Below are 25,502 nucleotides of genomic sequence, written 5' to 3'. Positions count from 1 at the left end.
TTGTCGGATTACGCGCGTTGCGCTAATCCGACCTACGCCGCTAATCTGACCTACGCGGCTGCGGCCTCCGAGGCGTCGGACCGATCCACCCTACGGGTGCTGTCGGACTTGCCATAGAGTGTTGTCATCCAGGTTGGCGGCATCTCTCAATTGCAGCTCGCCAGTCTGCGGGTCCACGGCCAGGTACTGATCATCGCGCCAGCGGTTGCGCCAGCGAACTGAGTCGCCCTCGCGCTCGGGAAACCACTGGGCGCTCAGCCAACCCGGTTCAATGGTCCCGACCATCGGCTGTACCTGTTCGGCGTGGAGGTATTGATCCGTCCCCGCCAAGCGAATCCGGTAGTAGCTCGGGCCCTCGGGCTCCAATTGCCAGGACGCGGCCAAAGGATCTTGCGTACCGTCCTCGCCCAAGGGTTGATCAATGCCGACATTGCGCAGAATCAACGCTTCACCCACGGGTGCGAAAAAGCCCGTGCACTCGTCCATCTGCGCGATCCAGTCTTCAATCAACCCGATCCCATGGTCATCCAGCACATGACTGCCCAGAGGCGGCATACGGTTGCCATCATTGGACGCCATGCGCCGCCACAATAGCGAGCGCTCCGGCTCGCCCGGCGCCAGCAGGCGGGCGTCCTCAATGCCCAGATCGCTCTGCATTGGCCCCACATTACACAGGTTCATGGCCTCGGGCAGCGTATCGAAGCGCAGATCCATACTGGCCTGACTGGTCCCCCCGGGGCGGTGGCAGTTGGCGCAGTTGCTGTGCAAGTAGGCGCGGACGCGCAAATCGAGTGGGTGCGACTCATCCCGGCTGTTCACCAGGGGGTTTGCCCTCTGCTGTCGAGTCAACGGCTCGGTCAACACCCCGATGGCCGCCAGGGTATCCAGTTGATTGGCCGTGGTGCCGGCGTAGTCGAAGTCGGTATTGAGCTGACGAACTTCCAGCCCGAGACTGTCTCCCGCCGCGCTGGTGTGACACTGGGAACACTCGGCGCTGCTCGGGTAGTGCCATAACTGGTCCTGGATCTCGACGTCCTCCGCCTCGATTACCCGGCGCGCATCGGTGCCCGTGCTGGTCCAGCGGTAACTGTGCCCGACCCACCCGGTCGCGGGCTGGTTGAGCATCAGCCTCGTTTCGATCAGCTCGTCGTGCCGATAGAACTGCTTGACCAATACCGACCCCACCGGCAGATCAAAATCACCCGTCTCATCCACGTCGATGGTGGCATCGTCAGGCAGCGCGAGATAGCGGGCTTTATCCGCCCCATCGGACCAGAAGGGCTCGCGGACGTCATAAGGGATCAGCCCGTCGCCCGGCTCAGCCGGGTTATCGGGATTCATACAGCCGGTTTCCGACAGCCACTCGGGAATCGGCTCCTGCCGGGAGTCCTGCGCCTCGGCCACCAACCGGGACACCTGGCCGCCCTCGTAGTCCACCAGTAGCAACTCGCCATCGAGTTCCTCCCCAAAGGACACCACCGAGCCGCCGGTATCGAGCAGTTGGCGGCGTTCAAGATCCCCCTCGGGGGTAGTGAACAGGCCCCAGAGCAGACCCGAGGCAAAATCGCTGAACAGATAGACCCCGTATAAGTTGTCGAGCTGCTCACCGCGATAGACATAACCTCCGGTTACCGACCGGCCATCCCCCCGCTGGTAGGAAAACACCGGCGCCTCAAAGCCACTGGTATCGGAACAGGACTGCATGACGTCGGCGCCTTCCAGGCAGGGCCAACCATAATTGGCCCCGTTGACAATCCGGTTGATCTCTTCGGTCCGGCCCTGGCCGACATCACCGGCCCAGAGTTCGCCGGTCTCCCGGTCAAAACTCCACTGCCAGGGGTTGCGCAGGCCATAGGCAAACACTTCGGGCAGACCGCCCTCTACCTGATTGCCCGGTGCCGGTGCCCCCTCGTCGGTGAGCCGCAACAGAGTACCAAAGGGGTTGGTGGGATCCTGGGCATTGCGGTTGGGATCGCCACCCGGCCCACCGTCACCAAAGCTGACGTAAAGATAGTTGTCCGGGCCAAACGCCAGACGACCGTTGTTATGAATTTCGGTGGTCTGCTGGACATGGTAAATATCGGTACGCTCCAACTCGCCAGGCCCGGATTGCACCAGACTCATCCCTTCATCGTCAGAGCGAAACCGGGCGACATAGGATTCGGGCGCAACTTCGAATGCCTCTCCACCCTCGGTCAAAGACACATAGACAAAGCCGTTCTGCTCGAAATCCGGGTGGAACGCCATACTGAACAGACCGCACTCAAAACAGTGAGTGGGCTCAAACTGCACATCGGTGTAGTCCCTCAGGTCCACAAACAGCGCCGGCGTGGGGTTTGCCTCGGACAGGTCCAGGCGCCAGATGGTACCCCGCTGCTCCAGTACATAAAGTACCTGCTCAAGACTCGGGTGGCTGACCGCCCCGACCGGCGCGGTGAAGGTACCTTCAGGCACCAGCGGCTTGAGCGCCACCGTCGAATCCTGAGTGAAACGGGTAGCCAGACAGGTCTGATTCTCCGGCCGCTCGCTCAGGCCAGGCGGTCCCGAGGGCGCTCGGGCGTCGTCATCGCTCTGTCCGCCACCACAGGCGGCCAGCAGCAGTGCCAGCGCGACACTCACCCCAGTGTGAAGGCGACGGTGAAGCGGTACCATGAATGCACTCCGGACGGTTATTATTGGCTTATTCATCGTTTAATAGACCACCAGCGTACTACGTCGGACAGTTTATTCACAGATTCAAGAGGATTTTATGACTACTGACGCTCCCGTTGCCCTACTGACCGGCGCGGCCCGTCGCATCGGCGCGGTCACCGCAAAAACCCTGCACGCCTCCGGCTACCGGGTCGTCATCCACTACCGCGGCTCGCAGCAGGACGCCGAGGCACTCAGCCATGAGCTCAACGCGCTTCGTCCCGACAGCGCCGTGGCGCTGCAAGCGGATTTGAGTCAACTGAAAGACGTTCAACAACTGGCCGAGAACGCCTTGAAACAGTGGGGCCGCATGGACGCACTGATCAATAACGCGTCCAGCTTTTACCCGACTCCGGTGGAAGAGGCGAGTGAAGAACAGTGGAACGACCTGATGAGCAGCAACCTTAAAGCCCCCTTCTTTCTTGCCCAGGCTTTGGCGGACGCGCTGAAAGAAACAGAGGGTGCCATTATCACCATGGCCGACATCCATGCCGAGCGCCCACTGAAAAACCACCCCATTTATTGTGCCGCTAAAGCGGGCAACGTCATGCTGACCAAATCGCTGGCGCGGGAATTGGCGCCCAAGGTGCGCGTCAACGGCATCGCCCCCGGCGCCATTTTATGGCCGGAACAGGAGGCGGAGCTGGACGATGACGGCAAAGCGACCATCCTCGATCGGGTCCCGTTGAACCGACCCGGAGACCCTCAGGATATTGCTGACACCATTCTTTTTCTTTTAACCAAAGCGCCCTATATAACCGGACAGATTATCGCCGTGGACGGTGGTCGTTCGGTGAGTTAAAACAAGCGGTTTAACTCACTTTTGTTGCGCTGGATCAATTGAAAATCGACAAAAAAGGACCAATATAAGTAACGCAAACAGAGACAAGCTCTGGATGTTCAAAGGAGGTGTTCTTATGAACCTGATACCACGTAGTTCAGTATTTGATATTGACAGCCTGTTCGACAATTTCTGGGCACCGCTATCAAGAAGCTCTGCTTCGATGAACGCGGATGCGTTTTCGCCCAGAGTGGATATCACCGAGAAAAAGGATCATTACGAATTGACCGCCGAGTTACCCGGCGTGGACAAGAAAGATATTGACGTGACCCTGGACAACGGCATGCTGACCATCAGCGCCGAGTCCCGGTTTGAAAACAAGGAAGAAAAGGATGGACGCGTCATTCGTCAGGAGAGACGCTATGGCAAGTACACTCGAAGCTTCAACCTGGGAACGGACGTCAAGGAAAAGGATATCAAGGCGGAGTTCAACAACGGAGTGTTGAAATTGAACGTGCCCAAAGTGGAGCAGAAGACGCCGGTCAGTCATCGCATTGAAATTCACTGATGACCGAATGCTGACCCACTTGAAAGCCGGGCCTAATCGTCCGGCTTTTTCTGTTCTGCCCCGGACGCCCCGCGCAACAGCGAAATGAGTGTCGCACAGGTGAGAAACGCCAGAGCCAACAGCATCGCCTGACTGAAGGTGCGCAGCAGCGGCTCGGACAGGGTTTCGTTCAGCGGCTGGTTACCCAGGTTCCAGTAAACGAACAGATTCACCAGACTCATACCCACCAGGTTACCCACCACACGGGCGAGATTGAGCGTTGCCGCCGCGACGCCCACTTCACTGGAATGCGCCGACTGCATCACCACATGGTTATTCGGACTGGAGAAACAGCCGAAGCCCAGCCCCACCAGAAACAGCGCCAGGACAATAAAGCCCGGTGCCGTGGCGACGCCCAGCGTACTCAGCAACCCGTAACCACAGAGGGTACAGAAACAGCCCGCACTGGCCAGCCAGCGGGCCGGCAGATAGTCCGACAGGCGCCCCGCCAACGGCGCCACACAGGCCATGGTGAGCGCCTGCACCAGCAGGACATGACCGGCATCCGCCGCGCTGTAACCCCGCACATATTGCAGGTACAGGCTGAGCAGAAACCCGAGCGGATAACTGCTGGCGTACATGAACAGCGCCGTCATCAGGGAGAAGGAGAACAAGCGGGACTCGCGGAACATCTGTACGCGAATCAGCGGCTGCTCCCGGCGAGCCTGGCGGCGAATGAACACCACCAGTAAAACGAAAGAAAAGGCCAGTACCGCGCTCTGCCACAACCCGGGCAGCCCGGTCAGGCCGATCACCAGGGCAATGGCCCAGAGCGCAAAAGTCAGGGCCCCGCCCCAATCAAACCGGTTTTCGCGCTCGCCGAACCAGTCTCCGGACACCCGCCAGGCAATCAGTGACACCACCAACACCACAATCGGCAAGGGCAGCAGGAAGACAAACCGCCAGCCGAAGGCATCGGTCACCCAACCGCCCAAGGCCGGCGCCAGGGTCAGGCCGAAGTACACACAGGCGGCATTGAGCCCCAGGGGTAACCCGCGCTTTTCCGGCGGAAAGACCGAAATCAGCAGGGCCATGCTGGTGGCGAACATCATCGCCGCCCCCATCCCCTGAAAGAAGCGCAGCACCAGTACCATTTCAATGGAGTTGACGAAGAATGCCAGAGCACTGGCGCTACTGTTGAGCGCAATGCCCCAGAGAAAGACCCGTTTGCGGCCCACCTGGTCGGCCAGCTTGCCCGCCGGAAGCATGAAGATGATGTTGGCGATCAGGACAATGGTGGGCACCCAACTGACCAGCACCGCACTGGCGTTCAACTCCCTGGCCATAGTGGGCAGGGCGACATTCACCGAAGCCATTCCCAGAGGCGCGACAAAGGCCCCCAGGCACACAGCGATTAACACCCACCAGGGCGACACTGGCGCGGCGCGTTGCGGCTCGTTCACAGGCAACTCCACATAGAGGGCACGCCCTGCCCCGTGTCACAGGGGGCGGGCAGGGATCAAAATCAGGTCAGGACGCAGCGCGCGATACCGTCCGCCCCTGCCAGGTGAAATCCACCGGCCAGAGGTTCTGGCGCTGCTTATCGTAATCGGCCCACAGCCGGGCGTAGGTCTCCCCCTTGCTCGGGTGTAGATGGTTCGGGGCGATTTCCGCCATGGGCCAGAGCACAAAGGCATTCTTGGTCAGCTCGTCCCGGGGCAATTGAACCCCGGCCTCCTCCCCCACGAAGTCACCGTAGGTGAGAATGTCGATATCCAGCGTTCGGGAACTGAATTTGGGGCCGGAACGACAGCGACCGTTGTCGTCTTCGATCTTTTTCAGCCGATCGGACAGCTCGGCGATGGGCTGATCGGTTCCCACCCCAACCACCAGATTGAGGAAGTTACTGCCATCAAAGCCCACCGCTTCGCTTTCGAATACGGACGAAATGGTCAATTCGCCGAAACACTCCGCCAGCGCATCCAGCGCGGCGGAGATGTGTCGATAGCGATCAATATTACTGCCCAGACTGAGGTACACCTCGGTCATGCCGGTTTTTCCCCTCGCTCGATAATCAGGCCCACATCCCGGGCACCGCGCAGGGCGCCGGGTTTGCTGAGTCGCAGGCGGACCCAGGGCACGTTGAACTCTTCCCGCACAATGGTGGCCACCTCTTCGGCCAGCGCCTCGACCAGCTGTGCATCCCGGTTTTCCAGGTGGGCGATCAGGCGCTTGGAAACCGCCTTGTAATTCAGAGCATACTGGATGTCGTCGGTTTGCGCCGCCCGGCGGATGTCCGCCGCCATTTCCAGGTCCAGACTGATGGTCTGGCGCACCTGACGCTCCCAATCATAGATACCGATGATGGTATCCACCTGCAGATCTCTGATGTAAACAATGTCCATTCCACTTCCTCGTTAAGCGCTCAGCGGCGGCAGGCTGTCCAGTGGCCAGCGGGCGCGCACGTTCACCGCCAGCGGCTCGGTCTGCCCGGCCAGCAGGCGCTGGCAGCCGGCGTAGGCAATCATGGCCCCGTTGTCGGTGCAGAACTCGTTGCGGGCATAGAACACCCGGGCGCCGATCTTCGCCAGCGCGGCCTCGAGCTCCTCGCGCAGACGCGTGTTGGCCGAGACCCCACCGGCGATCACCAGCGTTTTCTGGCCGGTCTGCTCCAGAGCGCGCCGACACTTGATCACCAGGGTACCGACCACCGCCTCCTGAAAGGCATGAGCAATATCGGCACAGGTCTTCTCGTCCGGCAACCCGTCGGCCTGGGCATGCTCCGCCACCGTGTTGAGCGTATAGGTTTTCAGTCCACTGAAACTGAAGTCCAGGCCCGGTCTGTCGACCATGGGCCGGGGAAAGGTAAACCGCCCTGCCCGGCCCCGCTCGGCCAGTTTGGCGATATGGGGCCCACCCGGGTAGTCCAGATCCAGCATTTTGGCGGCCTTGTCGAATGCCTCCCCGGCGGCGTCGTCGAGCGACTCCCCCAGCAGGCGGTATTCGCCAATGCCACGGACTTGTACGAGCTGAGTGTGCCCTCCGGACACCAGCAGGGCGATAAAAGGAAACTCGGGCGGGTTATCTTCCAGCATCGGGGCCAACAGGTGGCCCTCCATATGATGAATACCCAGTGCGGGAATCCCCCACCCATAGGCCAGCGAACGCCCCACCGAGGCGCCCACCATCAGCGCGCCAATCAGCCCCGGGCCCGCGGTATAGGCCACCGCATCGATCTGCTCGGGCGAGGTGTCGGCTTCGGCCATCACCTGCCGCACCAGCGGCAGCAGTTTGCGCACATGATCCCGGGAGGCCAGCTCGGGCACCACGCCACCGTATTCCGCGTGCACCGCAATCTGACTGAACAGGGCGTGGCTGAGCAGGCCCCGCTCGCTGTCATACAGCGCCAGGCCGGTTTCGTCACAGGAGGTTTCAATACCCAAAACGCGCATAGAGAGCCTTCTAACTCGTACAGTGGGGCCAATCGAGGACCAACGGGAAAAACGAGCGCGTATCATATAGACCTGAAGCGGTAAGAACCAGTTGCAGTGCTGTCCATAACTGGTTAGAATCCACGCCCCTCGGATCCCGAAGCCACTTTTTGATCGCTTTCGGGGTGAATTAATTGAGTAAAGGTAACAGCATGCCTTCAGTAAAGATCAAAGACAACGAGCCGTTTGACGTTGCACTGCGTCGCTTCAAGCGCTCCTGTGAAAAGGCCGGCATTCTGGCCGAAGTTCGCAGCCGCGAAGCCTACGAGAAGCCCACAGCTGTCCGTAAGCGCAAGGCCGCTGCCGCTGTTAAGCGTCACGCCAAAAAAGTTCAGCGCGAAAACCGCAAGTTCCAGCGCCTGTACTAAGGCCGGAACCCGGCCTGGGCGCTTCGCGCCGGGCCCGCGCTGAATGGCACAAGCCAAGCGCTGAAGACAAGACAAACAGGAATACGCTGATGCCCCGTTCAGAATTGCAAACGCGCATCAACGACGCCCTGAAAACCGCCATGCGGGCCAGAGAAAAGGCCCGCGTGGCGGTTTTGCGTCTGGTGACCGCGGAATTCAAACGCATCGAGGTCGATGAGCGCATCGAACTCGACGACGCCCGTGTGCTGGCCATTCTGGACAAGATGGTCAAGCAGCGCCGGGACTCCGAACAGCAATACCGGGATGCCGGTCGCGCCGAACTGGCCGATCAGGAGCGCCTGGAAATTGATGTGATTCAGGAGTTTCTGCCCCAGCCTCTGTCCGATGCCGAGCTGGATCAGCTGGTGGCCGACGCCATCGCCCAGTCCGGCGCCGAGGGCATGAAGGATATGGGCAAGGTCATGGGCATCCTCAAGCCCCAGGTGCAGGGGCGGGCCGATATGGCGGATGTGAGTAAGCGGTTGAAGGCGCGGTTGGGTTAAGCGTCACGTTTTGTCACAACGGATGGCACAGTAGGTCGCGTAGGGCGGATAAGCGCAAAGCGCGCATCCGCCGTTACCAAGCGCACCCCCCGTCACCCAACCCAAAATCCCGCTCCCCCACCTCAATTCCCCGCTACAATAAGGCGCTATGGCCGGACTGATTCCACAAAGCTTTATTGACGAGCTCCTCGACCGGGTTGACCTGGTGGAGATCGTGGACCATCGCGTCAAACTCAAGAAAACCGGCAAGAACTTCAGCGCCTGCTGCCCCTTCCACGACGAAAAAACCCCCTCGTTCACGGTCAGCCAGGACAAGCAGTTCTACTACTGCTTCGGCTGCGGCGCCAGCGGCAACGCCGTGGGATTTCTCATGGACTACGAGCGGCTCGGCTTTCCCGAAGCCGTCGAGCAGCTCGCCCATCACTGCGGCCTGGAAGTGCCCCGCGAGGAGCAGAGCCCGGCCCAGAAAGAGAGGGCCCAGGAGCGCAAGAGCATCTACAGCCTGCTGGAGCAGGCCGACCGCTACTACCGGCTGCAGCTGCGCCAGCACCCCAAGCGGATGGAAGCGGTGGACTACCTCAAGCGCCGGGGCCTGGACGGGCATATTGCCCGGGACTACGGTATTGGTTACGCCCCACCGGGCTGGGACAACCTGCTGAAAACCCTCGGCATCGGCGAACAGGAACGCCACCTGCTGACCGAGGGCGGCATGCTGATCCACCAGCCGGACCAGAACAAACGCTACGACCGCTTCCGCCACCGCATCATGTTTCCCATCCGGGACCTGCGCGGGCGGGTGATCGGCTTTGGCGGCCGGGTGCTGGGCGATGACAAACCCAAGTACCTGAACTCCCCGGAAACCCCGGTGTTCCACAAGGGACGGGAGCTGTATGGCCTGTACGAGGCCCGCCAGGCCTACCGCGAGCTGCCCCGTCTGTTGGTGGTGGAAGGCTATATGGACGTGGTGGCCCTGGCCCAGTTCGGCATCCGCTACGGTGTCGCCACCCTGGGTACCGCCTGCGGCGAGGACCACCTGGCACTGGCATTCAAACACACCCGGGAAGTGGTGTTCTGCTTTGACGGCGACAAGGCCGGGCGCAGCGCCGCCGAGCGCGCCCTGGCCGCCGCCCTGCCGGTGATGGAAGACGGCCGACAGGTGAAATTCCTGTTCCTGCCCGAAGGCGAGGACCCGGACACCCTGGTGCGCCAGATCGGCGCTGAAAAATTCAGCAACATGGTGGACATGGCGGTCCCGCTGGAAGATTACCTGTTCGATGCGCTCAGCGCCGACCTTAATCCGCGCAGCCTTGAGGGCCGGGCGCTGCTCAGCAAGCGCGCCGCTCCCCTGCTCCACCAACTGCCCCGGGGCGTCTTCCGGGAACTGATGTTCGACCGCCTCGCGCAGCGGACCGGCCTGAACCGGGACACCCTGATGGAGCTGGTGCACGAGCCGGTGGTGATCGAGGCCGAGCCAACCCGCGCCCCGGCCGCGCCCGTCGATATAGCGCCGGCGGACGACCGGCCGCCACCCCCGGATTACGAGGAGCCCCCGGCCTACGCTCAGGAGCCGGGCCCCACAGGGGAGGAGTACTTCGACAATGCAGCGCCGGAGCCGGCGGCCGCCCCACCGGCGCCGCCGAGCCTGTCCGGCAAGCGCTACCTGATGCCGCCGGCGCGCAAGGCCATTGGTCTGCTGCTGGCCAACCCGGCCCTGGCCGCCGAAGAACCCCCGGAATTCTGGCTCGAACACAGCGAACCGGAGTTGCGGTCCCTGGGCCAACTGCTAAAGTTATTACGCGAGCGGCCGCATTATCAGCTACCTCACATTATCGGCCACTGGCGCGGCGTGTACGGCGCGAAGGAAGCGGAACAACTGGCGGCCATTGCCGGTCAGGATCTGCTGGTGGCCGCCGGCGCCCACGGCGCCAATCGGGCCATCAAGCCCTCCCGGGCCGACTACGACACCCGGGTGGCGTTCTGCGATTGCCTGAAGGGTATTCAGCGCCAATTGGCGGAACGGCAAAAAACCGAAGCACTCAGCCAACTGCGCCAAAAAAGCAGCGATTTTGCTGGATTAAGCCGCGAAGAGCGCGAAGCGCTGGTAAAAGCGGCTCTGGCGCACAAAACTCCACACTAAAACCGGGCGCGGGCGTTGATTTTATGGAATCAAGCCCAACATATGCGATATAATCCCGCGCTTTTCTTCCACACCTCAGGTTCGACAGGGTTCCGAATGGCAGACACCGCTCAACAGCAGCAACAATCTCGCATCAAAGAGCTGATCGCCCGCGGCAAAGAGCAGGGCTATCTCACCTATGCCGAGGTGAACGACCATCTTCCGGAGGATATTTCCGATCCGGATCAGGTGGAAGACATCATCCAGATGATCAACGACATGGGCATCCGTGTCTACGAGATCGCACCGGATGCCGACACCCTGTTGATGACCGACGGCGATGCCTCGGCGGACGAAATTGCCGCCGCTGAAGCCGCCGCCGCACTCGCCGCAGTGGAAACCGAAGCTGGCCGCACCACCGACCCGGTGCGCATGTACATGCGCGAAATGGGTACCGTGGAGCTGCTCACCCGCGAAGGTGAGATTGCCATCGCCAAGCGCATCGAAGAGGGGGTGCGCGAGCTGATGTACTCCCTGGCCTACTGGCCCGGCGCGGCACAGCGCGTTCTCGACGAATTCAAACTGGTTGAAGCGGAAGAGCGTCGCCTGCCGGATGTCATCATCGGCTGGCTGGACCCGTCCGACGATATCCCGTCCGTCACCGCCACCTCCAGTCAGCAGGCCGCCGCCGCTGCCGCTGAAAAAAAGGAGAAGGCCAAGGACAAGAACGATGATGACGATGACGACAACAACGATCAGAACGACGAGGAAGAAACCACCTCCGGCGTCGATCCCGAAGAAGCCCGTCAGCGCTTCGACGCCCTGGCCAAGCAACTGACCAAGGCCGAGAAGACCGTCAGCAAGCACGGCCGCGACAGCAAGCAGGCCCAGAAAGAATTGGCCGAGCTGGGCGAGCTGTTCAAGTTCTTCAAGCTGCCGCCGCGCCAGTTCGACCCGATTTACAGCGAAGCCCGCACCGTACTGGATCGCGTTCGCCGCGAAGAGCGCGCCATCATGAGAATGTGCGTCCGCCAGTCCCGCATGCCCCGGAAAACCTTCATGAAGGAATTCCCGGGCAACGAGACCAATGAAGACTGGATCCCGGGCATCATCAAGAAAAAGCGTGACTACTCCGACGCGCTCAAGTCCGTGGAAGGCGACATCGCCCGCGCCCAGCGCAAGCTGGCGCAACTGGAAGAAGAAGCGGGCCTGACCCTGGCCCAGATCAAGGAGATCAACCGGCGTATGTCCATCGGTGAGGCCCGCGCCCGCCGTGCCAAGAAGGAAATGGTCGAGGCCAACCTGCGCCTGGTGATCTCCATTGCCAAGAAGTACACCAACCGCGGCCTGCAGTTCCTGGACCTGATCCAGGAGGGCAACATCGGCCTGATGAAAGCCGTGGACAAGTTCGAGTACCGCCGCGGTTACAAGTTCTCCACCTACGCCACCTGGTGGATCCGGCAGGCCATCACCCGCTCCATCGCCGACCAGGCGCGCACCATCCGTATTCCGGTGCACATGATTGAGACCATCAACAAGCTCAACCGTGTGTCCCGCCAGATGCTGCAGGAAATGGGCCGCGAACCCACCCCGGAAGAGCTGGGTGAGCGCATGGAGATGCCGGAAGACAAGGTCCGCAAGGTGCTCAAGATCGCCAAGGAGCCGATCTCCATGGAGACGCCCATCGGTGATGATGAAGACTCGCACCTGGGTGACTTTATCGAGGACAACACCATTGTCTCGCCGGTGGATTCCGCCACCACGGAAGGCCTGACCGAGGCGACCCGCGAGGTGTTGGCCGGTCTGACCGCCCGGGAAGCGAAGGTGTTGCGGATGCGTTTCGGTATCGATATGAACACCGACCATACGCTGGAAGAGGTAGGCAAGCAGTTTGACGTGACCCGCGAGCGGATCCGTCAGATCGAAGCCAAGGCCCTGCGCAAGCTCCGCCACCCGTCCCGCTCGGACCACCTGCGCAGTTTCCTGGACGAATAAATTTGGTTTGTGATTACTTGGAAAGACCGCCCAAGGAGTGGGTGTCTTATTCCGAAAACGCGATGAATACATCCCTGTAGCTCCCTCCCGGAACGCCGGACCGCTTCCTCCATGAAGAGAGGGTTTCGGAATAAGACACCCACCCCTCGGGCTCCGTGCCATCCTCCTACTTCCGTACTTCACCGACCACCTCTCAGCAAAAAACCATTTCGTGATGTATCATTCCACCCGGGCGCGAGAAGAGCCTCTGAGGGCCGATTTGGGGTGTACTGTTTCCAGACCGTGGAGCGGGGGACCCGCGATGCGAGCCCCCAGGGATGGGTTCACGGCGTGTCTGGAAACAGTACACCCCGAAGCGGCCCGGACGTCATGCAGCGAAAAAACTGATTGGAAGGAATGGACAAATGAACAGCAAAATGGAAACACGAGCGTTTATCTGGCTATTGCTGCTGGTCTCGGTGGGTTTTCTGTGGGTGCTCAAGCCCTTCTTTGGCCCCATCTTCTGGGCCTGTGCCGTCGCCATCATCTTCTATCCCGTACAACAGCGGCTGCTGAACAAATTCAACCAACGCGAAAACATCGCCGCCCTCACCACCCTGCTGCTCTGCCTGGTCATCGTCATCCTGCCGGTGATCTTCATCATCACCTCCGTGGTCGCCGAGGGCGTCGGCATCTACCAGAAGCTGGATAAAGGTGACATCGATCTCGAACAATACATCGACCGGGTCCAGGAAAGCTTCCCGGTCATCCAGTCCGTGCTCGACCGCTTCAACATCAGTATTGATGAACTGCAGAGCCACGCGACCGACGCGGCCATGGCCACGGGCAAGTTCCTCGCGCAACACACCCTCGATATCGGACAGAATGCCTTCCGCTTCGTGCTCAATATCTGCCTGATGGTGTATCTCACCTTCTTCATGCTGCGCGACGGCTCGCGGCTGCTCGAGCTGCTGATCAAGGCGCTGCCGATTGGCGATGAACGCGAACGGCTGCTGTTTCGCAAGTTCGCGGAAGTGACCCGGGCCACGGTGAAAGGCAATATCGTGGTGGCAGCGGTTCAGGGGGGCCTCGGGGGCATCATCTTCTGGCTGTTGGACATTCCCGCCCCCATGCTCTGGGGCGTGGTCATGGCCTTTGCCTCCCTGATTCCCGCCGTCGGTGCCGCCATCATCTGGGCGCCGGTCGCCATCTACCTGCTCGCCACCGGCGACTACACCCAGGGCATTATCCTGGTGGCCTTCGGTGCGGGGGTGATCGGCCTGGTGGACAATATTCTGCGCCCCATTCTGGTTGGCCGGGACACCAAGCTGCCCGACTACGTCGTGCTGCTCTCCACCCTCGGGGGTATCGCCCTGTTCGGGATCAACGGTTTCGTCATGGGGCCCCTGGTAGCGGCCCTGTTTGTGGCCTTCTGGGGTATTTTCGTGCGCGAATTCAACTCCGAGAACACCCTGACCGGCGCCGACCGGGACTCGCTCGAGCACCAGAGCTAAGCCGACTCGCTGTGGTACACTCCCCCGCTTTCTGACCGGGCGCACGCCTCGAAAGGTGCGCCCTTCACGCCTGCCAGACCGGATCGATTATGTGGTTTAAAAATCTACGCCAGTTTCAACTGACCGAACCCCTGAATGACAGCGCCGAAGCGCTCTCGGACAAGCTCAGCCAAGCGCCTTTCAAGCCTTGCGGAAGCCAGGATATGAGCCGTTTCGGCTGGGTACCGCCCGCCGGCCCAGACGCCCAGGACTACGTGCACGCCAGCAACGGCTACCTGATGGTATGCCTGAAGCGGCAGGAAAAAATCCTGCCTGCAGCGGTGATCAACGAGCATCTGGAAGAAAAGCTTGCGGACATCCGCGCCGAGGAAGGCCGCCCGGTGGGCCGCAAAGAGCGCCAGACCCTGAAAGACGAAATCATCTTCGACCTGCTCCCCAAGGCGTTCAGCAAGTCCGCCCGGGACTACGCCTTCATCGCCCCCCAGGAGCGTCTGATCCTGGTCAACTGCTCCTCCAGCAACCGCGCCGAAGAGCTGCTCAGCCAGTTGCGTGAAGCCCTGGGTAGCCTCAAAGCCATTCCCCTGACCCCGCAGCAGGCACCAGCCCAGTTGATGACCCACTGGCTGCGTGGCGAAGACCTGCCCGCCGACTTTGTGTTGGGTGAAGAGTGCGAATTCCAGGCGGGCAAAGACAGCCGGGTGGTGCGTTGCAAGAACGTGGACCTGAGCGCGCCGGAGGTGGCCAGCCATCTGGAGGCCGGGATGTTCGCCAGCAAGTTGGCGCTGACCTGGAAAGAGGCAATCCATTTTGTGTTGGACGACCAGTTCGCGGTCAAGCGGTTGAAGTTTGAGGATAAGCTGCTCGAGCAGGCCAGCGACCGCAACCCGGAAACCGCTGCGGAAGCGTTTGATGCGGATTTTGCGGTGATGAGTATTGAATTGACCGCCTTGGTTAAGGCGTTGGTTGAGGCGTTTGGTGGGGCGGTGGAGCCGGAGTCGGTGGTGTAAGTTTGGGGTTGGGTTACGGCGGATGCGCGCTTCGGGGTTAGGTTATGGCGGATGCGCTTCGCTTATCCGCCCTACGCGAACTGCGGTGGTATGCGTAGGGCGGATAAGGCCAAAGGCCGCATCCGCCGTTACCGGACGTGACCACAAATCCAATACTTAATGCCCGCTACAACCGTCTTACGAAAATATCCACGTCGGACTGGCTGACTCTGGCCTCTCCGCCTGGCTGCCAGCCGCGTTTCTGGTAAAAGCCCTGCTGGTTGTCGGTAAACAGCCACAGCTCCGTTTCGCCCTGCTCATGGGCGTAGCGGCAGGCTTTATCCACCAACACACTGCCCAACCCTTGCCCTCTGAGCGCCTCCGGCACATACAGATTACTGAGCCATAACCGCTGCGCCCCGCCCGCACTCGCCTGATAGCGGACCAGACTGACACTGCCCAGAACTTCCGCTCCTTTACGGGCAATCAGCGTCACCGGGATGGCCTCGCGGGTGAGGTGGCGGTGCAACTGCTCCGCGCGGCGATCCAGCGATGATTTCAGGCCGCGAGCCAGACAATGTTCGTGGTGCCAGTGGGCGATGGTGTCGATAAAACCGCTGAGCCCCGCTGTGGAGGGCATCAGCGGTTCAATCACCAGAGAGGTGCCTGCCGCCACAGTGGCCTGTGGCGGGAAAGCGGTCGGTTGGGGGCTGGCCGTTTCGGCCATCTCGGCGCTTATTGTCCTGACGCCAGCAGCTCGTCAACCACACCCACGGCTTCCCCGTGGGCCTGTTTGTCGGCGTGGTAGCTGGAGCGCACCAGCGGGCCGCAGGCCGCGTGCTTGAAGCCCAGCTCGTGGGCGATGCGGGTGTACTCGGCAAACTCATCCGGGTGGACAAACCGATCCACCGGCAGATGGTCCCGGGACGGCTGCAGATACTGGCCGATGGTGAGCATATCGATATCGTGCTCACGCATATCCTTGAGTACCTCGATGATCTCTTCTTTGGTCTCCCCCAGGCCGACCATCAGGCCGGACTTGGTGAGCACGTCCGGACGGCGCTTCTTGTACTCTTTGAGCAGCTTCAGGGACCACTTGTAATTGGCGCCGGGGCGCGCCTGACGATACAGACGGGGCACGGTTTCCAGGTTGTGGTTGAACACATCCGGCGCTTCCTGTTCGAGAATATCCAGGGCAATGTCCATCCGGCCCCGGAAATCCGGGGTGAGAATTTCCACCTGCAGATTCGGGCTGTGCACGCGGGACTCGCGGATGCAGTCAGCAAAATGCTGGGCACCGCCATCGCGCAGATCGTCCCGGTCCACCGAGGTGATCACCACGTACTTCAGGCGCATCTCGGCAATGGCCTTGGCCAGGTGCGCGGGCTCCTCTTCATCCAGCGGGTTGGGCTTGCCGTGGCCCACATCGCAGAAGGGGCAGCGGCGGGTGCAGATCTCGCCCATGATCATGAAAGTGGCGGTGCCGCCACTGAAACACTCGCCCAAGTTGGGGCAGTTGGCCTCTTCACACACCGAGGAGAGGTTGTTCTTGCGCAGGATCTGCTTGATCCGATCCACTTCCGGCGAGGCGGGTACCCGCACCCGAATCCAGTCCGGCTTGCGCTGCACCTCATCGGAGGCAATCACTTTCACCGGAATGCGCTCGACCTTGTCCGCATCGCGCAGCTTTTCACCCTGACGCAGGCGACGGGTGCGTTTGACGGGCTGTATTTCGGGGGTATCGGTCATGAAACTCTCTCGTCTCTCTATCTCTCGGCTCCGGGTAGAGCCGAGCGGCTAGTGCCTGAATGCTGTACGTACGGCCTTGTGGGCCTCCGCGATCAGCGCGGTGGGCCGGGCATTGTACACGAATAGCCTATTTTCTGTACAAAGTGCCCGACCAGGCGATCCTTGACCTCCGCCATATCCGGCGCCGTGGTCAATTGATCCGCCAATTGGGTCATCTGCAGCCCCTGATAGCCGCAGGGATTGATACGTCGAAACGGCTCCAGGTCCATGGCCACGTTCAGGGCCAGACCGTGAAAACTGCAGCCCCGGCGCACCCGCAACCCCAGAGACGCGACTTTGTCACCGGCGATATACACCCCCGGCGCATCCGGCCGGGGGTAGGCTTCAACGCCGTAACTGGCCAGCAGGCCCACCAGGGTCTCTTCCAGCGCGGTGACCAGGTCCCGCACCCCCATGCCCAGGCGGCGCAAGTCCAGCAGCGGGTAGGCCACCAGCTGGCCGGGGCCGTGGTAGGTCACCTGCCCGCCCCGGTCGGTCTGTACCACGGGAATATCCCCCGGCAGCAGCAGGTGCTCGGGCTTGCCCGCCTGTCCCTGGGTGAATACCGGGGGGTGTTCCACCAGCCAGAGCTGATCCTGGGTTTCCGCATCGCGCTCGTCGGTGAAAGCGCGCATGGCCTGCCAGACGGCGTCGTAGGGCCGACGACCGAGGTCGCTGACCTGCAGCGTCAGGGAATGCGGCGCGACAGCGGGCTTCACCGGCTCAAAGCACCATTTTGGTCACGGAGCTGGCCACCAGCTCCTGGTGAATGGTCTTCAACTGCTGTTCACCGGTGGCGGTAATCCAGACCGTCAGAGACTGGTAGGTACCATTGCGGCTGTCCTTGATCTTGATGCGCGTCTGGTCAAAACCCGGGGCGTGGCGCTCCATCACCTCAATGACCAGTTCGTGCAGCTCGCTACCCGCATCACCGAGTACCTTGATGGGGTAATCCTCGCAGGGGAACTCGATTTTGGGGGCGTCAGGGTTGGAAGCGGACATGGGGCCAGCGTGCCTCTCGAATAGCTTAAAACGCCGGCATTATAACAGGAGTGAGGGGGCTATGTCCGGGCCTCCCCCAAAGGAGGCAGGGCCCGGACAAGGCGGGGTATTACCCGAAGATTTTGAGGAAAAACAGCTTGATTGCGTCGATCAGGCGCTGGAAGAAGCCCGCTTCCTCCACCGGCTCCAGCGCCACCAGGGGCACATCCACCAGGCGCTCACCGTTGAGATCAATGGTCAGATTACCCAGCTCGTCGCCTGCGGCAATGGGGGCCTTGATGGTTTCATCGATATGCATCTGGGCTTCCAGGGCATCCTCTGCACCGCGGGGGATGGTCAGGCGGATGTCCTCGGCCACGCCCAGCACCACTTCCTCCTGCTTACCGTACCAGACGCGGTTACGCTGCAGTTCATCGCCCGCATCGTAGATAGACTGGGTCTGATAGTAGCGGAAGCCATAGGCCAGGAGCTTTTCGGTTTCAGCGGCCCGGGCATCTTCACTGCGAGTGCCCATCACCACGGAAATCAGGCGCATATCCCGCCGCACCGCCGAGGCCACCAGGCAGTAGCCCGCCTCTTCGGTGTGGCCGGTTTTCAGGCCGTCTACCGTCTCATCTCGGAACAGCAGGCGGTTGCGGTTGGCCTGATTGATGCCGTTGTAGGAAAAGTACTTCTCGCTGTACATGGCGTAGTGATCGGGGTGATCCTTGATCACCGCCCGGGCCAGAATGGCCATATCACGGGCGGTGGTCAGGTGCCCCTCGGCGGGCCAGCCGGTGGAGTTTTCGAAATGGGTGTTGGTCATGCCCAGTTTGGCGGCGGTCTGGTTCATGATGTCCACAAACCCTTCTTCGCTGCCTGCCACATGCTCCGCCAGAGCAATGCTGGCGTCGTTACCGGACTGGATGATGACGCCGCGCTTGAGGTCCTCCAGGCGCACCTGGGTACCCTCGCGAACAAACATTTTCGAGCCGCCTTTGCGCCAGGCCTTGACGCTGATGTTGACCATATCGTCTTCACTGATACGACCCTGCTCGATCTCCTCCGAGACGATGTAGCTGGTCATCATCTTGGTCAGGCTCGCCGGCGGCAGCACCATATCCGCCTCGTGCTCCACCAGGATCGTACCGGTATCGGCATCCATCAGCAGATAGGCGCTGGCCGCGAGGCTCGGGGGAGCGGGAATAATGACCTGCTGTGCCTGCACGGCCAGAGTCAACAACATCAAGACGGTGGCGGAGAAAAGTTTTCGCATCATCATGTAAAACCGTTTTTTAAAAAGAAAAGATCCTTATCGCACAGACTCACTTTGCGCTGGAATTCTAGCACTATTCCCGCACGATATGGGTTTGCTCAATCGCATTTCTGCGCAGCTGCTCACGCACCTGCACAACTTCTTCGTTACTGCTCAGAGGCCCGATTCGTACCCGGTGCAACACCGGTTGTTCATCGGCACTGTGCACCTCGACCGGGAAGTCCGTCAGGGCACTGACCCGCGTCTGCTGGGATTTGGCCGCATCCAGTGAGCCAAAAGCGCCCACCTGTAAGAACGTTTTTTGGTCCGAGGTATCGTGCTCGGAAGACGTGTCCGCTTCGGCCCGCAGAGGCGCGGGAGGCTGATTACCGGGTACGATGATTTCCACTTCCACCTGCGCGGTTCCCTGGCCGGCAAACCCCAGTCGTTGAGCGGCGGCGTAGCTCAGATCGATGATGCGGTTGCCGTGAAAGGGACCGCGATCATTGACCCGCACCACCACCTGACGATTGTTGGCCAGGTTGGTGACCCGCACATAACTCGGGATCGGCAGCGTCTTGTGCGCGGCGGTCATGCCGTACATATCGTAGGTTTCGCCGTTGGAGGTTTTGCGTCCGTGAAATTTCTGGCCGTACCAGGAGGCGATGCCCTGCTCCTTGTAGCCGGTCTCATCGTCCATCAGGTAATAGGTTTTGCCCAGCACCGTGTAGGGATTCTTGTTGCCCGCCAGGGTGCGCACCTCCGCCCTCGGCGTGGCATCCGGCACATGGGAGAGATCTACCGGCTTGTCCGGCCCGCGATCCTGCTCTTCAACGGGCCCCAGGGGAGCACAGGCAACCATGAGGGCCAGAGGCCCCAGTACCAGGGCGGCGCGAACCAGTGTCATTGTTCGGTCTCCATCGCGGTTTTTATCTCTTTACTCAGTTGTTCTACTGCCAGGGCGTATAGATGGCTGCGGTTGTAGCGGGTGATCACATAAAAATTGTGAAACGCCAGCCAGAACTCCTCGCCAAAATCGCCTGCCAGCGCCAGCGCATTGGCGGGCAGCTCGGCCGGCAGCGGAAAAATCGGTGTCAGGCCGCGCTCGGCCCAGTCCGCCACGGTCAGCTCCGGCGGGTGAATGCGGTTCCAGTCCGAGGCGTCGCCCCGCGCCAGATCGTCCGAGGCCCGGGCCCGCAGCGCTACCGGCGCTCCGCGCTGCCAGCCGTGCTCGGCAAAATAGTTGGCCACACTGCCAATGGCATCGGTGGGGTTATTCCAGATATCGGCAAAGCCGTCCCCGTCGAAGTCGATCGCGTAGTGCCGGTAGCTCGAGGGCATGAACTGGCCGTAACCCATGGCTCCGGCATAGGACCCCTTAAAAGCCAAAGGGTTCTGTTCGTGTTCACGCATCAGAATAAAATACTGCGCCAGCTCCTTGCGAAAGAAAGGCGCGCGCGGCGGGTAGTCAAAGGCCAGAGTACTGAGGGCGTCGATCACCCGGTGCGAGCCGGTGGTCCGACCGTAATTGGTCTCCACCCCGATAATCGCCAGTACGATTTCCGGCGGTACCCCCAGTTCCCGCTCGGCTCGCGCCAATGCTTCGCGGTGCTCCCGCCAGAAGGCGATGCCCCGGGTCACGCGCAGCGGTTGAAGGAAGATGGGGCGGTACTCGGCCCAGGTGCGGGTGCGCTCCGCAGGCCGCGCGATGGCCTCAAGAATGCCATCCTGCCGCTTTGCCTCGCCCAGCCAACCCTCGAGTCGGGACGCCTGAAAGCCGTGCTCTTCGACCAGCTCACTCACAAAAGCCTGCGCCTCTGGATGCGCTCGATAATCGGCGCTACCACCGGCGCTGGCCAATACCCCGACCAACGCTATCCCCCACTGTCGCCACTGACTGATCACGGTTGCTGTTTACTCCTGACGGGTAACACGTCGACGCTCGGTGGCAATCGACATGAGAATGCCGAAGCCGGCCATCAGGGTGACAATGGCCGTCCCCCCTTGGCTGACCAGGGGCAAGGGGACGCCGACCACGGGCAAGAGGCCGGACACCATGCCCACGTTCACGAACATATACACAAAAAAGGTAAAAGTGATACTCGCCGCCAGCAGCCGGCTGAAGCTGTCCTGGGCGCGCAGGGCGATCAGCAGGCCCCGGGCAATAATCAGCACATACAGCCCGAGCAGCAACAGCACCCCCATCAACCCAAATTCCTCCCCCAGCACGGCGATAATGAAATCGGTATGCCCTTCGGGCAGAAAGTCGAGCTGGGACTGGGTACCCTGAAGCCACCCTTTGCCGGAGTAGCCGCCCGAGCCGATGGCGGTTTTGGACTGGATAATGTTCCACCCGGCCCCCAGGCTGTCCTGCTCCGGGTTGAACAGCGTCAGCACGCGCTGGCGCTGATACTCGTGCATACCGAACTTCCACAGCGGCCAGATACTCGCGAGCACCGCGACAAAGGCGGTGACGATATAGCGCCAGGACAGCCCCGCGAAAAACAGCACCACCAGCCCCGAAGAGGCTACCAACAGTGACGTCCCCAGATCCGGCTGCTGAACAATCAGCAAAGCCGGCACTGCCACCAGAATCAGGGTCAGCAGAACATGCTTCAACCGCGGCGGCAGCAGCCGCTGCCCCAGGTAGGCCGACACCATGATGGGGGTCGCCAGTTTCATGACCTCCGAGGGCTGAAAGCGGAATCCGCCAATGCCGAGCCAGCGCTGTGCCCCCATGGCGCCGATGCCCAGCACCAACACCAGTACCAGCAACAAAACACCGCCGCCGTACATCCAGGGCGCCAGGCGACGCAACAGATGGGGGGGCACCTGAGCGGTAACGAACATGGCGACGAAGGCCACCAGAAAATAGGCACCCTGGCGCTGAATGCCAGACATTGACTGGCCGTTGGCGCTGTAAAGTACCACCAGACCGTAGGCCGCTACGGCCAACAGCAGCAATAAGAGCGTAAAGTCCAGGTGCAGTCGCTGCTGCAGCCGATCCCGGCGGCGCAACCCCTGGCCCGCCTCGGGCAGGCGGCGTAGAAAATCCTGATGACTCATGGTGTGCGCGCCCCCAGCACAGGATCCGCCAGAGGGTAAATACCCCGCAGATAGGCATCAAACACTTTACGCGCCACCGGCGCGGCCACCCCGGAACCCGATTCGCCGTTCTCAACAATCACCGCCACGGCAATTTGCGGGTCATCCGCCGGGGCAAAACCAACAAATAGCGCATGGTCGCGTTGACGCTCTTCCAGCGCCTCCGAGTCGTACTCCTCCCCCTGGGGAATGGCGACCACCTGAGCGGTACCGGTTTTACCGGCAATCTGGTAGTCCGCCCCATAGGCCGCACGGCGGGCGGTTCCGCGCTCGCCGTGCATCACCCCCACCATCGCATTGATGATGTAATCCCAATCCTCCTCGGCCACCTCCATCTGCGCCTCTTCAATGACCGGCCGCTCTTGGTCCCCCACTTTGGCCACCATCTGGGGGCGCAAACGACGTCCGCGGCTGGCCATGGTGGCGGTCATCTGGGCCAGTTGCATGGGCGTAGCCAGGGCATAGCCCTGACCGATGGCAAGGTTAAGGTTGTCCCCCGGGAACCAGGGCAGACCGCGTTGATTGCGCTTCCACTCCCGGGACGGCCAGATACCGCTGCGCTCCGAGGGAATATCCACCTCCGTCCGCGACCCCAAGCCAAACTGCACACCAAACTCATGAATGGAATCGACCCCCATTCGATGACCCAGGTCGTAATAGTAAACATCACAGGACTCGACCACCGCCTGTTCGAGATCCACCTTCAAACCGTGCCCGGTCCGTTTCCAGTCCCGATACAGGCGATCATCGCCCGGCAGCCGATACCAGCCCGGATCGCGCACGGTGTGCTCGGCATCCACCACGTCATAGTGCAGGCCGGCCAACCCGACCACCGGTTTGGTGGTGGAGCCCGGTGGATACTGCCCCTGCAAAAACCGGTTGAACAGCGGCAGATCCAGAGATTGGTTCAGGCTGCGATAGTCGCGGAAACTGATCCCGGTGACGAACAGGTTGGGGTCAAAACTGGGCATGGACACCGCCGCCAGCACGCCTCCGGTTTTGACATCCAGAGCAACGACCGCCCCACGGTAGTCATCCAGGGCGCTGACCGCGGTCGCCTGCAGGCGGGAATCGAGGTGCAGCTGCAGATCTTCGCCCGGTTTGGGGTCGGTGCGATCCAGCACGCGCAATACCCGGCCCCGGGCGTTGGTTTCCACGTTCTGACTGCCCACTTCGCCCAGCAGTTGGGCTTCATACTCACTTTCCAGGCCGGTCTTACCAATCGAGTGGGTGCCGCTGTAGCGCTGGTACTGGTCCTCATCAAACCGGGCCAGATCCGCCTGGCTGATCCGGCCCACGTAGCCCAGCACGTGGGCAAACAGGTCACTCTTGGGGTAGTGGCGCACCAACTGGGCGTTCACCTCAACCCCTTCCAGGCGATACTCGTTGACCGCCAGGCGGGCGATTTCCTCCTCGGTCAGGCGATAGCGCAGGGGAATGGCTTCAAAGGGACGGCGCCACTGTTGCAGTTGGTCGTAGAACTTTTCCAGGTCGCTCTGGGGAATATCCACCAGTTCCCGCAGCAGCTCGACCGTGGCGGTCATGTCGCTCACCCGCTCGCGAATGACCGACAGGGTATAGCTGGGTCGGTTATCGGCGAGCAGTTCGCCATTGCGGTCGTAGATCAGCCCACGGGTCGGAGGCACCGGCTGCACGTGCACCCGGTTGCGGTCCGAGCGGGTGGCATAGTCCTGGTGATGGGTGACCTGCAGGCTGTAGTACCGCGCCACCAGCACGGCAACCAGAGCGGCCATGATCACAGAGGTGGTGATCACCCGGCTGAGAAAAACGCGGGCTTCCCGGTGGTGATCTTTAAAACGCTGGGCTTCAGACATGAATGAACGGTAACCCGTCGCGACCTTTACTTATGGTATGGGTGATTGTGCAGTATCGAGTAAGCCCGGTACAGCTGTTCAATGACCAGAATCCGCACCAGCGGGTGCGGCAGGGTCAGGGCCGAGAGCGACCACTTGGCTTCAGCCAGAGCGAGACATTCCGGGGCCAGTCCGTCCGGCCCGCCAATCAGTAAACTGTAATTGGCCCCGCTCATGCGCCACTCATCCAGGTTCCGGGCCAGTTGCTCGGTGCTCCAGGCCTTGCCTTTCACATCCAGGGCGATGACCCGGTCCCCTTTGCCGATGGCGGCCATCATGGACTGGCCTTCGCGCTCCATGGCCACGGCGGTGGAGCTGCTTTTACCCCGCGGGCCCAGCGGCAGTTCCACCAGTTCCACGGTGCAGTCCCGGGGCAGGCGTTTGGCGTATTCGCCGTAGCCCTGCTCCACCCAGTCGGGCATTTTGGTGCCCACCGCAATCAGGCGAATGCGCATGGGTTAGTGCTCCGTACGATTACCCGGTTCCATGGACCAGAGTTTTTCCAGGTCGTAGAAGCCCCGGGTTTCCTCCTGCATCACATGCACCACGATATCGCCGAAGTCCACCAGTACCCAATCACCGGAATCCACACCCTCGACACCCAGCGGCTGATGGCCGGCGTGCTTGGCATCCTCTACCACGTTGTTGGCCAGGGACTTCACGTGGCGACTGGAGGTGCCGCTGGCGATGATCAGGGTATCCATCACATCACTCAACTCCCGGACATCCAGTTGCACGATATTTTTCCCCTTCAGGTCTTCCAGGGATTCGACAATAAGCTCATTTAACGCTGCGGACATTCGCCACCTGTTTCAGTCATGTATAAAAAGAGTAAGGCCCGCTCAAGCACGGGCCCGATAAAGGTTGTTGTCCCGAATATACTGCCAGACCGCGTCGGGCAGTAAAAATTGCGGAGAGTGCCCGGCCTGGATCAGGGACCGGATTTCCGTGGCCGAGATCGGCAGCAGACGCAGGGCCTGCACGCCAATGGCGCCCGCCGGAGACGCGGTCAGCGCTTCGGGGGCCACCTGATGCTCGCTCAGCCACTCGGCCAGCGGCCCCCGGGAGGGCAGCTCCCAGCCGGGTCGGGCGATCACCAGCAGATGCCCCCAGTCGAGCAGCTCCCGCCAGCCGTGCCACTGCTCCAGCCCGAGAAAGGCATCGCAACCCAGAATCCAGATCAACGGCACCGCCGGCCCCAGCTCCGCGCGGAGGCTTTTCAGGGTATCCAGGGTGTAGGAGGGGCCATCGCGGTGCAGCTCGCGATCGTCCAGAACCAGGCTCGGACAATCGGCCAAGGCCAGGCGCAACATCTCGGTGCGCTCGACGCTGCTCACATCCGGCGTCGCCCGATGCTGCGGCTGGTGGCACGGCAGCAGCCGTACCTCATCCAGCGCCAGGGTTTCCCCGGCTTCCAGTGCCATGCGCAAGTGCCCGAGATGAATGGGGTCAAAGGTGCCGCCCAGCAGCCCGATCGCCTGAGTCATAA

At 61.4% G+C, this 25,502-nt stretch carries 25 protein-coding genes; 8 read left to right on the top strand and 17 right to left on the bottom strand.

Annotation, left to right across the window (positions count from 1 at the left end):
* Positions 1 to 90 precede the first annotated feature (90 nt).
* Positions 91 to 2,652 (bottom strand): PQQ-dependent sugar dehydrogenase, encoded by a 2,562-nt coding sequence (locus CMG77_RS10965; protein ID WP_286904473.1) that lies wholly within the window; start codon positions 2,650 to 2,652, stop codon positions 91 to 93.
* A gap of 97 nt (positions 2,653 to 2,749) precedes the next feature.
* Here CMG77_RS10965 and CMG77_RS10960 point away from each other — a divergent pair, with 97 nt between their 5' ends.
* Together CMG77_RS10960 and CMG77_RS10955 are read left to right on the top strand one after the other, a co-directional pair.
* Entirely contained in the window at positions 2,750 to 3,493 is a 744-nt protein-coding gene (locus tag CMG77_RS10960; protein ID WP_286805313.1) for a pteridine reductase, read from the top strand.
* A gap of 115 nt (positions 3,494 to 3,608) precedes the next feature.
* Entirely contained in the window at positions 3,609 to 4,040 is a 432-nt protein-coding gene (locus CMG77_RS10955; protein ID WP_286805312.1) for an Hsp20/alpha crystallin family protein, read from the top strand.
* A gap of 32 nt (positions 4,041 to 4,072) precedes the next feature.
* On the opposite strand, the gene CMG77_RS10950 is transcribed toward CMG77_RS10955, so the two are convergent.
* From CMG77_RS10950 to tsaD, 4 genes are all read right to left on the bottom strand, one after another.
* Positions 4,073 to 5,482 (bottom strand): MFS transporter, encoded by a 1,410-nt coding sequence (locus CMG77_RS10950; RefSeq protein WP_286805310.1) that lies wholly within the window; start codon positions 5,480 to 5,482, stop codon positions 4,073 to 4,075.
* A 67-nt stretch (positions 5,483 to 5,549) separates the two neighbouring features.
* On the bottom strand, positions 5,550 to 6,068 hold the full coding sequence (gene folK / locus CMG77_RS10945; protein ID WP_123638067.1) for a 2-amino-4-hydroxy-6-hydroxymethyldihydropteridine diphosphokinase: 519 nt from the start codon (positions 6,066 to 6,068) through the stop codon (positions 5,550 to 5,552).
* The gene (gene folB, locus CMG77_RS10940; RefSeq protein WP_024460995.1) at positions 6,065 to 6,424 is read right to left on the bottom strand and encodes a dihydroneopterin aldolase; all 360 of its coding nucleotides are present in this window, start codon (positions 6,422 to 6,424) and stop codon (positions 6,065 to 6,067) included. The genes folK and folB overlap by 4 nt, the downstream gene beginning before the upstream one ends.
* Positions 6,425 to 6,436: 12 nt before the next feature.
* Positions 6,437 to 7,471: a tRNA (adenosine(37)-N6)-threonylcarbamoyltransferase complex transferase subunit TsaD gene (gene tsaD, locus CMG77_RS10935; RefSeq protein ID WP_286805306.1), complete on the bottom strand. Its 1,035-nt coding sequence runs from the start codon at positions 7,469 to 7,471 to the stop codon at positions 6,437 to 6,439.
* A gap of 191 nt (positions 7,472 to 7,662) precedes the next feature.
* Between tsaD and rpsU the strand changes: the two genes are divergently transcribed.
* From rpsU to rdgC, 6 genes are all read left to right on the top strand, one after another.
* Positions 7,663 to 7,878: a 30S ribosomal protein S21 gene (rpsU, locus tag CMG77_RS10930; protein ID WP_024460997.1), complete on the top strand. Its 216-nt coding sequence runs from the start codon at positions 7,663 to 7,665 to the stop codon at positions 7,876 to 7,878.
* Positions 7,879 to 7,967: 89 nt separating this feature from the next.
* Positions 7,968 to 8,420, top strand: coding sequence for a GatB/YqeY domain-containing protein (locus CMG77_RS10925; protein ID WP_123638069.1), 453 nt, complete (start codon positions 7,968 to 7,970; stop codon positions 8,418 to 8,420).
* A 148-nt stretch (positions 8,421 to 8,568) separates the two neighbouring features.
* Entirely contained in the window at positions 8,569 to 10,557 is a 1,989-nt protein-coding gene (gene dnaG, locus CMG77_RS10920) for a DNA primase (protein WP_286804861.1), read from the top strand.
* A 96-nt stretch (positions 10,558 to 10,653) separates the two neighbouring features.
* A complete protein-coding gene (gene rpoD / locus CMG77_RS10915; protein WP_286904470.1) occupies positions 10,654 to 12,531 on the top strand; it encodes an RNA polymerase sigma factor RpoD in 1,878 nt (625 codons plus the stop codon).
* Between the two features lie 404 nt (positions 12,532 to 12,935).
* Positions 12,936 to 14,024 (top strand): AI-2E family transporter, encoded by a 1,089-nt coding sequence (locus CMG77_RS10910; RefSeq protein ID WP_286804864.1) that lies wholly within the window; start codon positions 12,936 to 12,938, stop codon positions 14,022 to 14,024.
* Between the two features lie 89 nt (positions 14,025 to 14,113).
* Complete coding sequence (gene rdgC, locus CMG77_RS10905) at positions 14,114 to 15,031, top strand: recombination-associated protein RdgC (protein WP_286804865.1); 918 nt, start codon at positions 14,114 to 14,116, stop codon at positions 15,029 to 15,031.
* Between the two features lie 166 nt (positions 15,032 to 15,197).
* On the opposite strand, the gene CMG77_RS10900 is transcribed toward rdgC, so the two are convergent.
* From CMG77_RS10900 to nadD, 12 genes are all read right to left on the bottom strand, one after another.
* Positions 15,198 to 15,737, bottom strand: coding sequence for a GNAT family N-acetyltransferase (locus CMG77_RS10900; protein WP_123638074.1), 540 nt, complete (start codon positions 15,735 to 15,737; stop codon positions 15,198 to 15,200).
* Between the two features lie 8 nt (positions 15,738 to 15,745).
* On the bottom strand, positions 15,746 to 16,759 hold the full coding sequence (gene lipA / locus CMG77_RS10895; protein ID WP_024461004.1) for a lipoyl synthase: 1,014 nt from the start codon (positions 16,757 to 16,759) through the stop codon (positions 15,746 to 15,748).
* Positions 16,760 to 16,851: 92 nt separating this feature from the next.
* Positions 16,852 to 17,517 (bottom strand): lipoyl(octanoyl) transferase LipB, encoded by a 666-nt coding sequence (gene lipB / locus CMG77_RS10890; protein ID WP_024461005.1) that lies wholly within the window; start codon positions 17,515 to 17,517, stop codon positions 16,852 to 16,854.
* A gap of 4 nt (positions 17,518 to 17,521) precedes the next feature.
* Entirely contained in the window at positions 17,522 to 17,800 is a 279-nt protein-coding gene (locus CMG77_RS10885) for a YbeD family protein (RefSeq protein ID WP_024461006.1), read from the bottom strand.
* Positions 17,801 to 17,909: 109 nt separating this feature from the next.
* A complete protein-coding gene (locus tag CMG77_RS10880) occupies positions 17,910 to 19,058 on the bottom strand; it encodes a D-alanyl-D-alanine carboxypeptidase family protein (RefSeq protein ID WP_123638895.1) in 1,149 nt (382 codons plus the stop codon).
* A gap of 70 nt (positions 19,059 to 19,128) precedes the next feature.
* A complete protein-coding gene (locus tag CMG77_RS10875) occupies positions 19,129 to 19,941 on the bottom strand; it encodes a septal ring lytic transglycosylase RlpA family protein (protein ID WP_286876011.1) in 813 nt (270 codons plus the stop codon).
* The gene (gene mltB, locus CMG77_RS10870; RefSeq protein WP_286805536.1) at positions 19,938 to 20,939 is read right to left on the bottom strand and encodes a lytic murein transglycosylase B; all 1,002 of its coding nucleotides are present in this window, start codon (positions 20,937 to 20,939) and stop codon (positions 19,938 to 19,940) included. The genes CMG77_RS10875 and mltB overlap by 4 nt, the downstream gene beginning before the upstream one ends.
* A gap of 9 nt (positions 20,940 to 20,948) precedes the next feature.
* A complete protein-coding gene (gene rodA, locus CMG77_RS10865; protein ID WP_123638077.1) occupies positions 20,949 to 22,100 on the bottom strand; it encodes a rod shape-determining protein RodA in 1,152 nt (383 codons plus the stop codon).
* Positions 22,097 to 23,974 (bottom strand): penicillin-binding protein 2, encoded by a 1,878-nt coding sequence (gene mrdA, locus CMG77_RS10860; protein WP_286904466.1) that lies wholly within the window; start codon positions 23,972 to 23,974, stop codon positions 22,097 to 22,099. Before mrdA ends, rodA begins: the two co-directional genes overlap by 4 nt.
* Positions 23,975 to 24,000: 26 nt before the next feature.
* Positions 24,001 to 24,468 carry a 23S rRNA (pseudouridine(1915)-N(3))-methyltransferase RlmH gene (rlmH, locus tag CMG77_RS10855; RefSeq protein WP_123638079.1) on the bottom strand — a complete coding sequence of 156 codons (468 nt, stop codon included), beginning with the start codon at positions 24,466 to 24,468 and terminating at the stop codon, positions 24,001 to 24,003.
* A gap of 3 nt (positions 24,469 to 24,471) precedes the next feature.
* Positions 24,472 to 24,813: a ribosome silencing factor gene (gene rsfS / locus CMG77_RS10850; protein ID WP_123638080.1), complete on the bottom strand. Its 342-nt coding sequence runs from the start codon at positions 24,811 to 24,813 to the stop codon at positions 24,472 to 24,474.
* Positions 24,814 to 24,855: 42 nt separating this feature from the next.
* Complete coding sequence (nadD, locus tag CMG77_RS10845; RefSeq protein WP_286805542.1) at positions 24,856 to 25,500, bottom strand: nicotinate-nucleotide adenylyltransferase; 645 nt, start codon at positions 25,498 to 25,500, stop codon at positions 24,856 to 24,858.
* Positions 25,501 to 25,502: the final 2 nt, after the last annotated feature.

It is taken from the genome of Marinimicrobium sp. (assembly GCF_002695945.1).
Taxonomy (GTDB): domain Bacteria; phylum Pseudomonadota; class Gammaproteobacteria; order Pseudomonadales; family Cellvibrionaceae; genus Marinimicrobium; species Marinimicrobium koreense.
Note: the sequence above shows the minus strand (reverse complement) of the source record. Positions and strands in the feature narration are given on the sequence as shown.

What these genes read in the sequence shown, in the direction of transcription:
- CMG77_RS10965 (WP_286904473.1), bottom strand. Translation starts at nt 2,652, where the DNA reads ATGGTACCGCTTCACCGTCGCCTTCACACTGGGGTGAGTGTCGCGCTG.
- CMG77_RS10960 (WP_286805313.1), top strand. Translation starts at nt 2,750, where the DNA reads ATGACTACTGACGCTCCCGTTGCCCTACTGACCGGCGCGGCCCGTCGC.
- CMG77_RS10955 (WP_286805312.1), top strand. Translation starts at nt 3,609, where the DNA reads ATGAACCTGATACCACGTAGTTCAGTATTTGATATTGACAGCCTGTTC.
- folK (WP_123638067.1), bottom strand. Translation starts at nt 6,068, where the DNA reads ATGACCGAGGTGTACCTCAGTCTGGGCAGTAATATTGATCGCTATCGA.
- folB (WP_024460995.1), bottom strand. Translation starts at nt 6,424, where the DNA reads ATGGACATTGTTTACATCAGAGATCTGCAGGTGGATACCATCATCGGT.
- tsaD (WP_286805306.1), bottom strand. Translation starts at nt 7,471, where the DNA reads ATGCGCGTTTTGGGTATTGAAACCTCCTGTGACGAAACCGGCCTGGCG.
- rpsU (WP_024460997.1), top strand. Translation starts at nt 7,663, where the DNA reads ATGCCTTCAGTAAAGATCAAAGACAACGAGCCGTTTGACGTTGCACTG.
- CMG77_RS10925 (WP_123638069.1), top strand. Translation starts at nt 7,968, where the DNA reads ATGCCCCGTTCAGAATTGCAAACGCGCATCAACGACGCCCTGAAAACC.
- dnaG (WP_286804861.1), top strand. Translation starts at nt 8,569, where the DNA reads ATGGCCGGACTGATTCCACAAAGCTTTATTGACGAGCTCCTCGACCGG.
- rpoD (WP_286904470.1), top strand. Translation starts at nt 10,654, where the DNA reads ATGGCAGACACCGCTCAACAGCAGCAACAATCTCGCATCAAAGAGCTG.
- CMG77_RS10910 (WP_286804864.1), top strand. Translation starts at nt 12,936, where the DNA reads ATGAACAGCAAAATGGAAACACGAGCGTTTATCTGGCTATTGCTGCTG.
- rdgC (WP_286804865.1), top strand. Translation starts at nt 14,114, where the DNA reads ATGTGGTTTAAAAATCTACGCCAGTTTCAACTGACCGAACCCCTGAAT.
- CMG77_RS10900 (WP_123638074.1), bottom strand. Translation starts at nt 15,737, where the DNA reads ATGGCCGAAACGGCCAGCCCCCAACCGACCGCTTTCCCGCCACAGGCC.
- lipA (WP_024461004.1), bottom strand. Translation starts at nt 16,759, where the DNA reads ATGACCGATACCCCCGAAATACAGCCCGTCAAACGCACCCGTCGCCTG.
- CMG77_RS10885 (WP_024461006.1), bottom strand. Translation starts at nt 17,800, where the DNA reads ATGTCCGCTTCCAACCCTGACGCCCCCAAAATCGAGTTCCCCTGCGAG.
- CMG77_RS10880 (WP_123638895.1), bottom strand. Translation starts at nt 19,058, where the DNA reads ATGATGCGAAAACTTTTCTCCGCCACCGTCTTGATGTTGTTGACTCTG.
- CMG77_RS10875 (WP_286876011.1), bottom strand. Translation starts at nt 19,941, where the DNA reads ATGACACTGGTTCGCGCCGCCCTGGTACTGGGGCCTCTGGCCCTCATG.
- rodA (WP_123638077.1), bottom strand. Translation starts at nt 22,100, where the DNA reads ATGAGTCATCAGGATTTTCTACGCCGCCTGCCCGAGGCGGGCCAGGGG.
- mrdA (WP_286904466.1), bottom strand. Translation starts at nt 23,974, where the DNA reads ATGTCTGAAGCCCAGCGTTTTAAAGATCACCACCGGGAAGCCCGCGTT.
- rlmH (WP_123638079.1), bottom strand. Translation starts at nt 24,468, where the DNA reads ATGCGCATTCGCCTGATTGCGGTGGGCACCAAAATGCCCGACTGGGTG.
- rsfS (WP_123638080.1), bottom strand. Translation starts at nt 24,813, where the DNA reads ATGTCCGCAGCGTTAAATGAGCTTATTGTCGAATCCCTGGAAGACCTG.
- nadD (WP_286805542.1), bottom strand. Translation starts at nt 25,500, where the DNA reads ATGACTCAGGCGATCGGGCTGCTGGGCGGCACCTTTGACCCCATTCAT.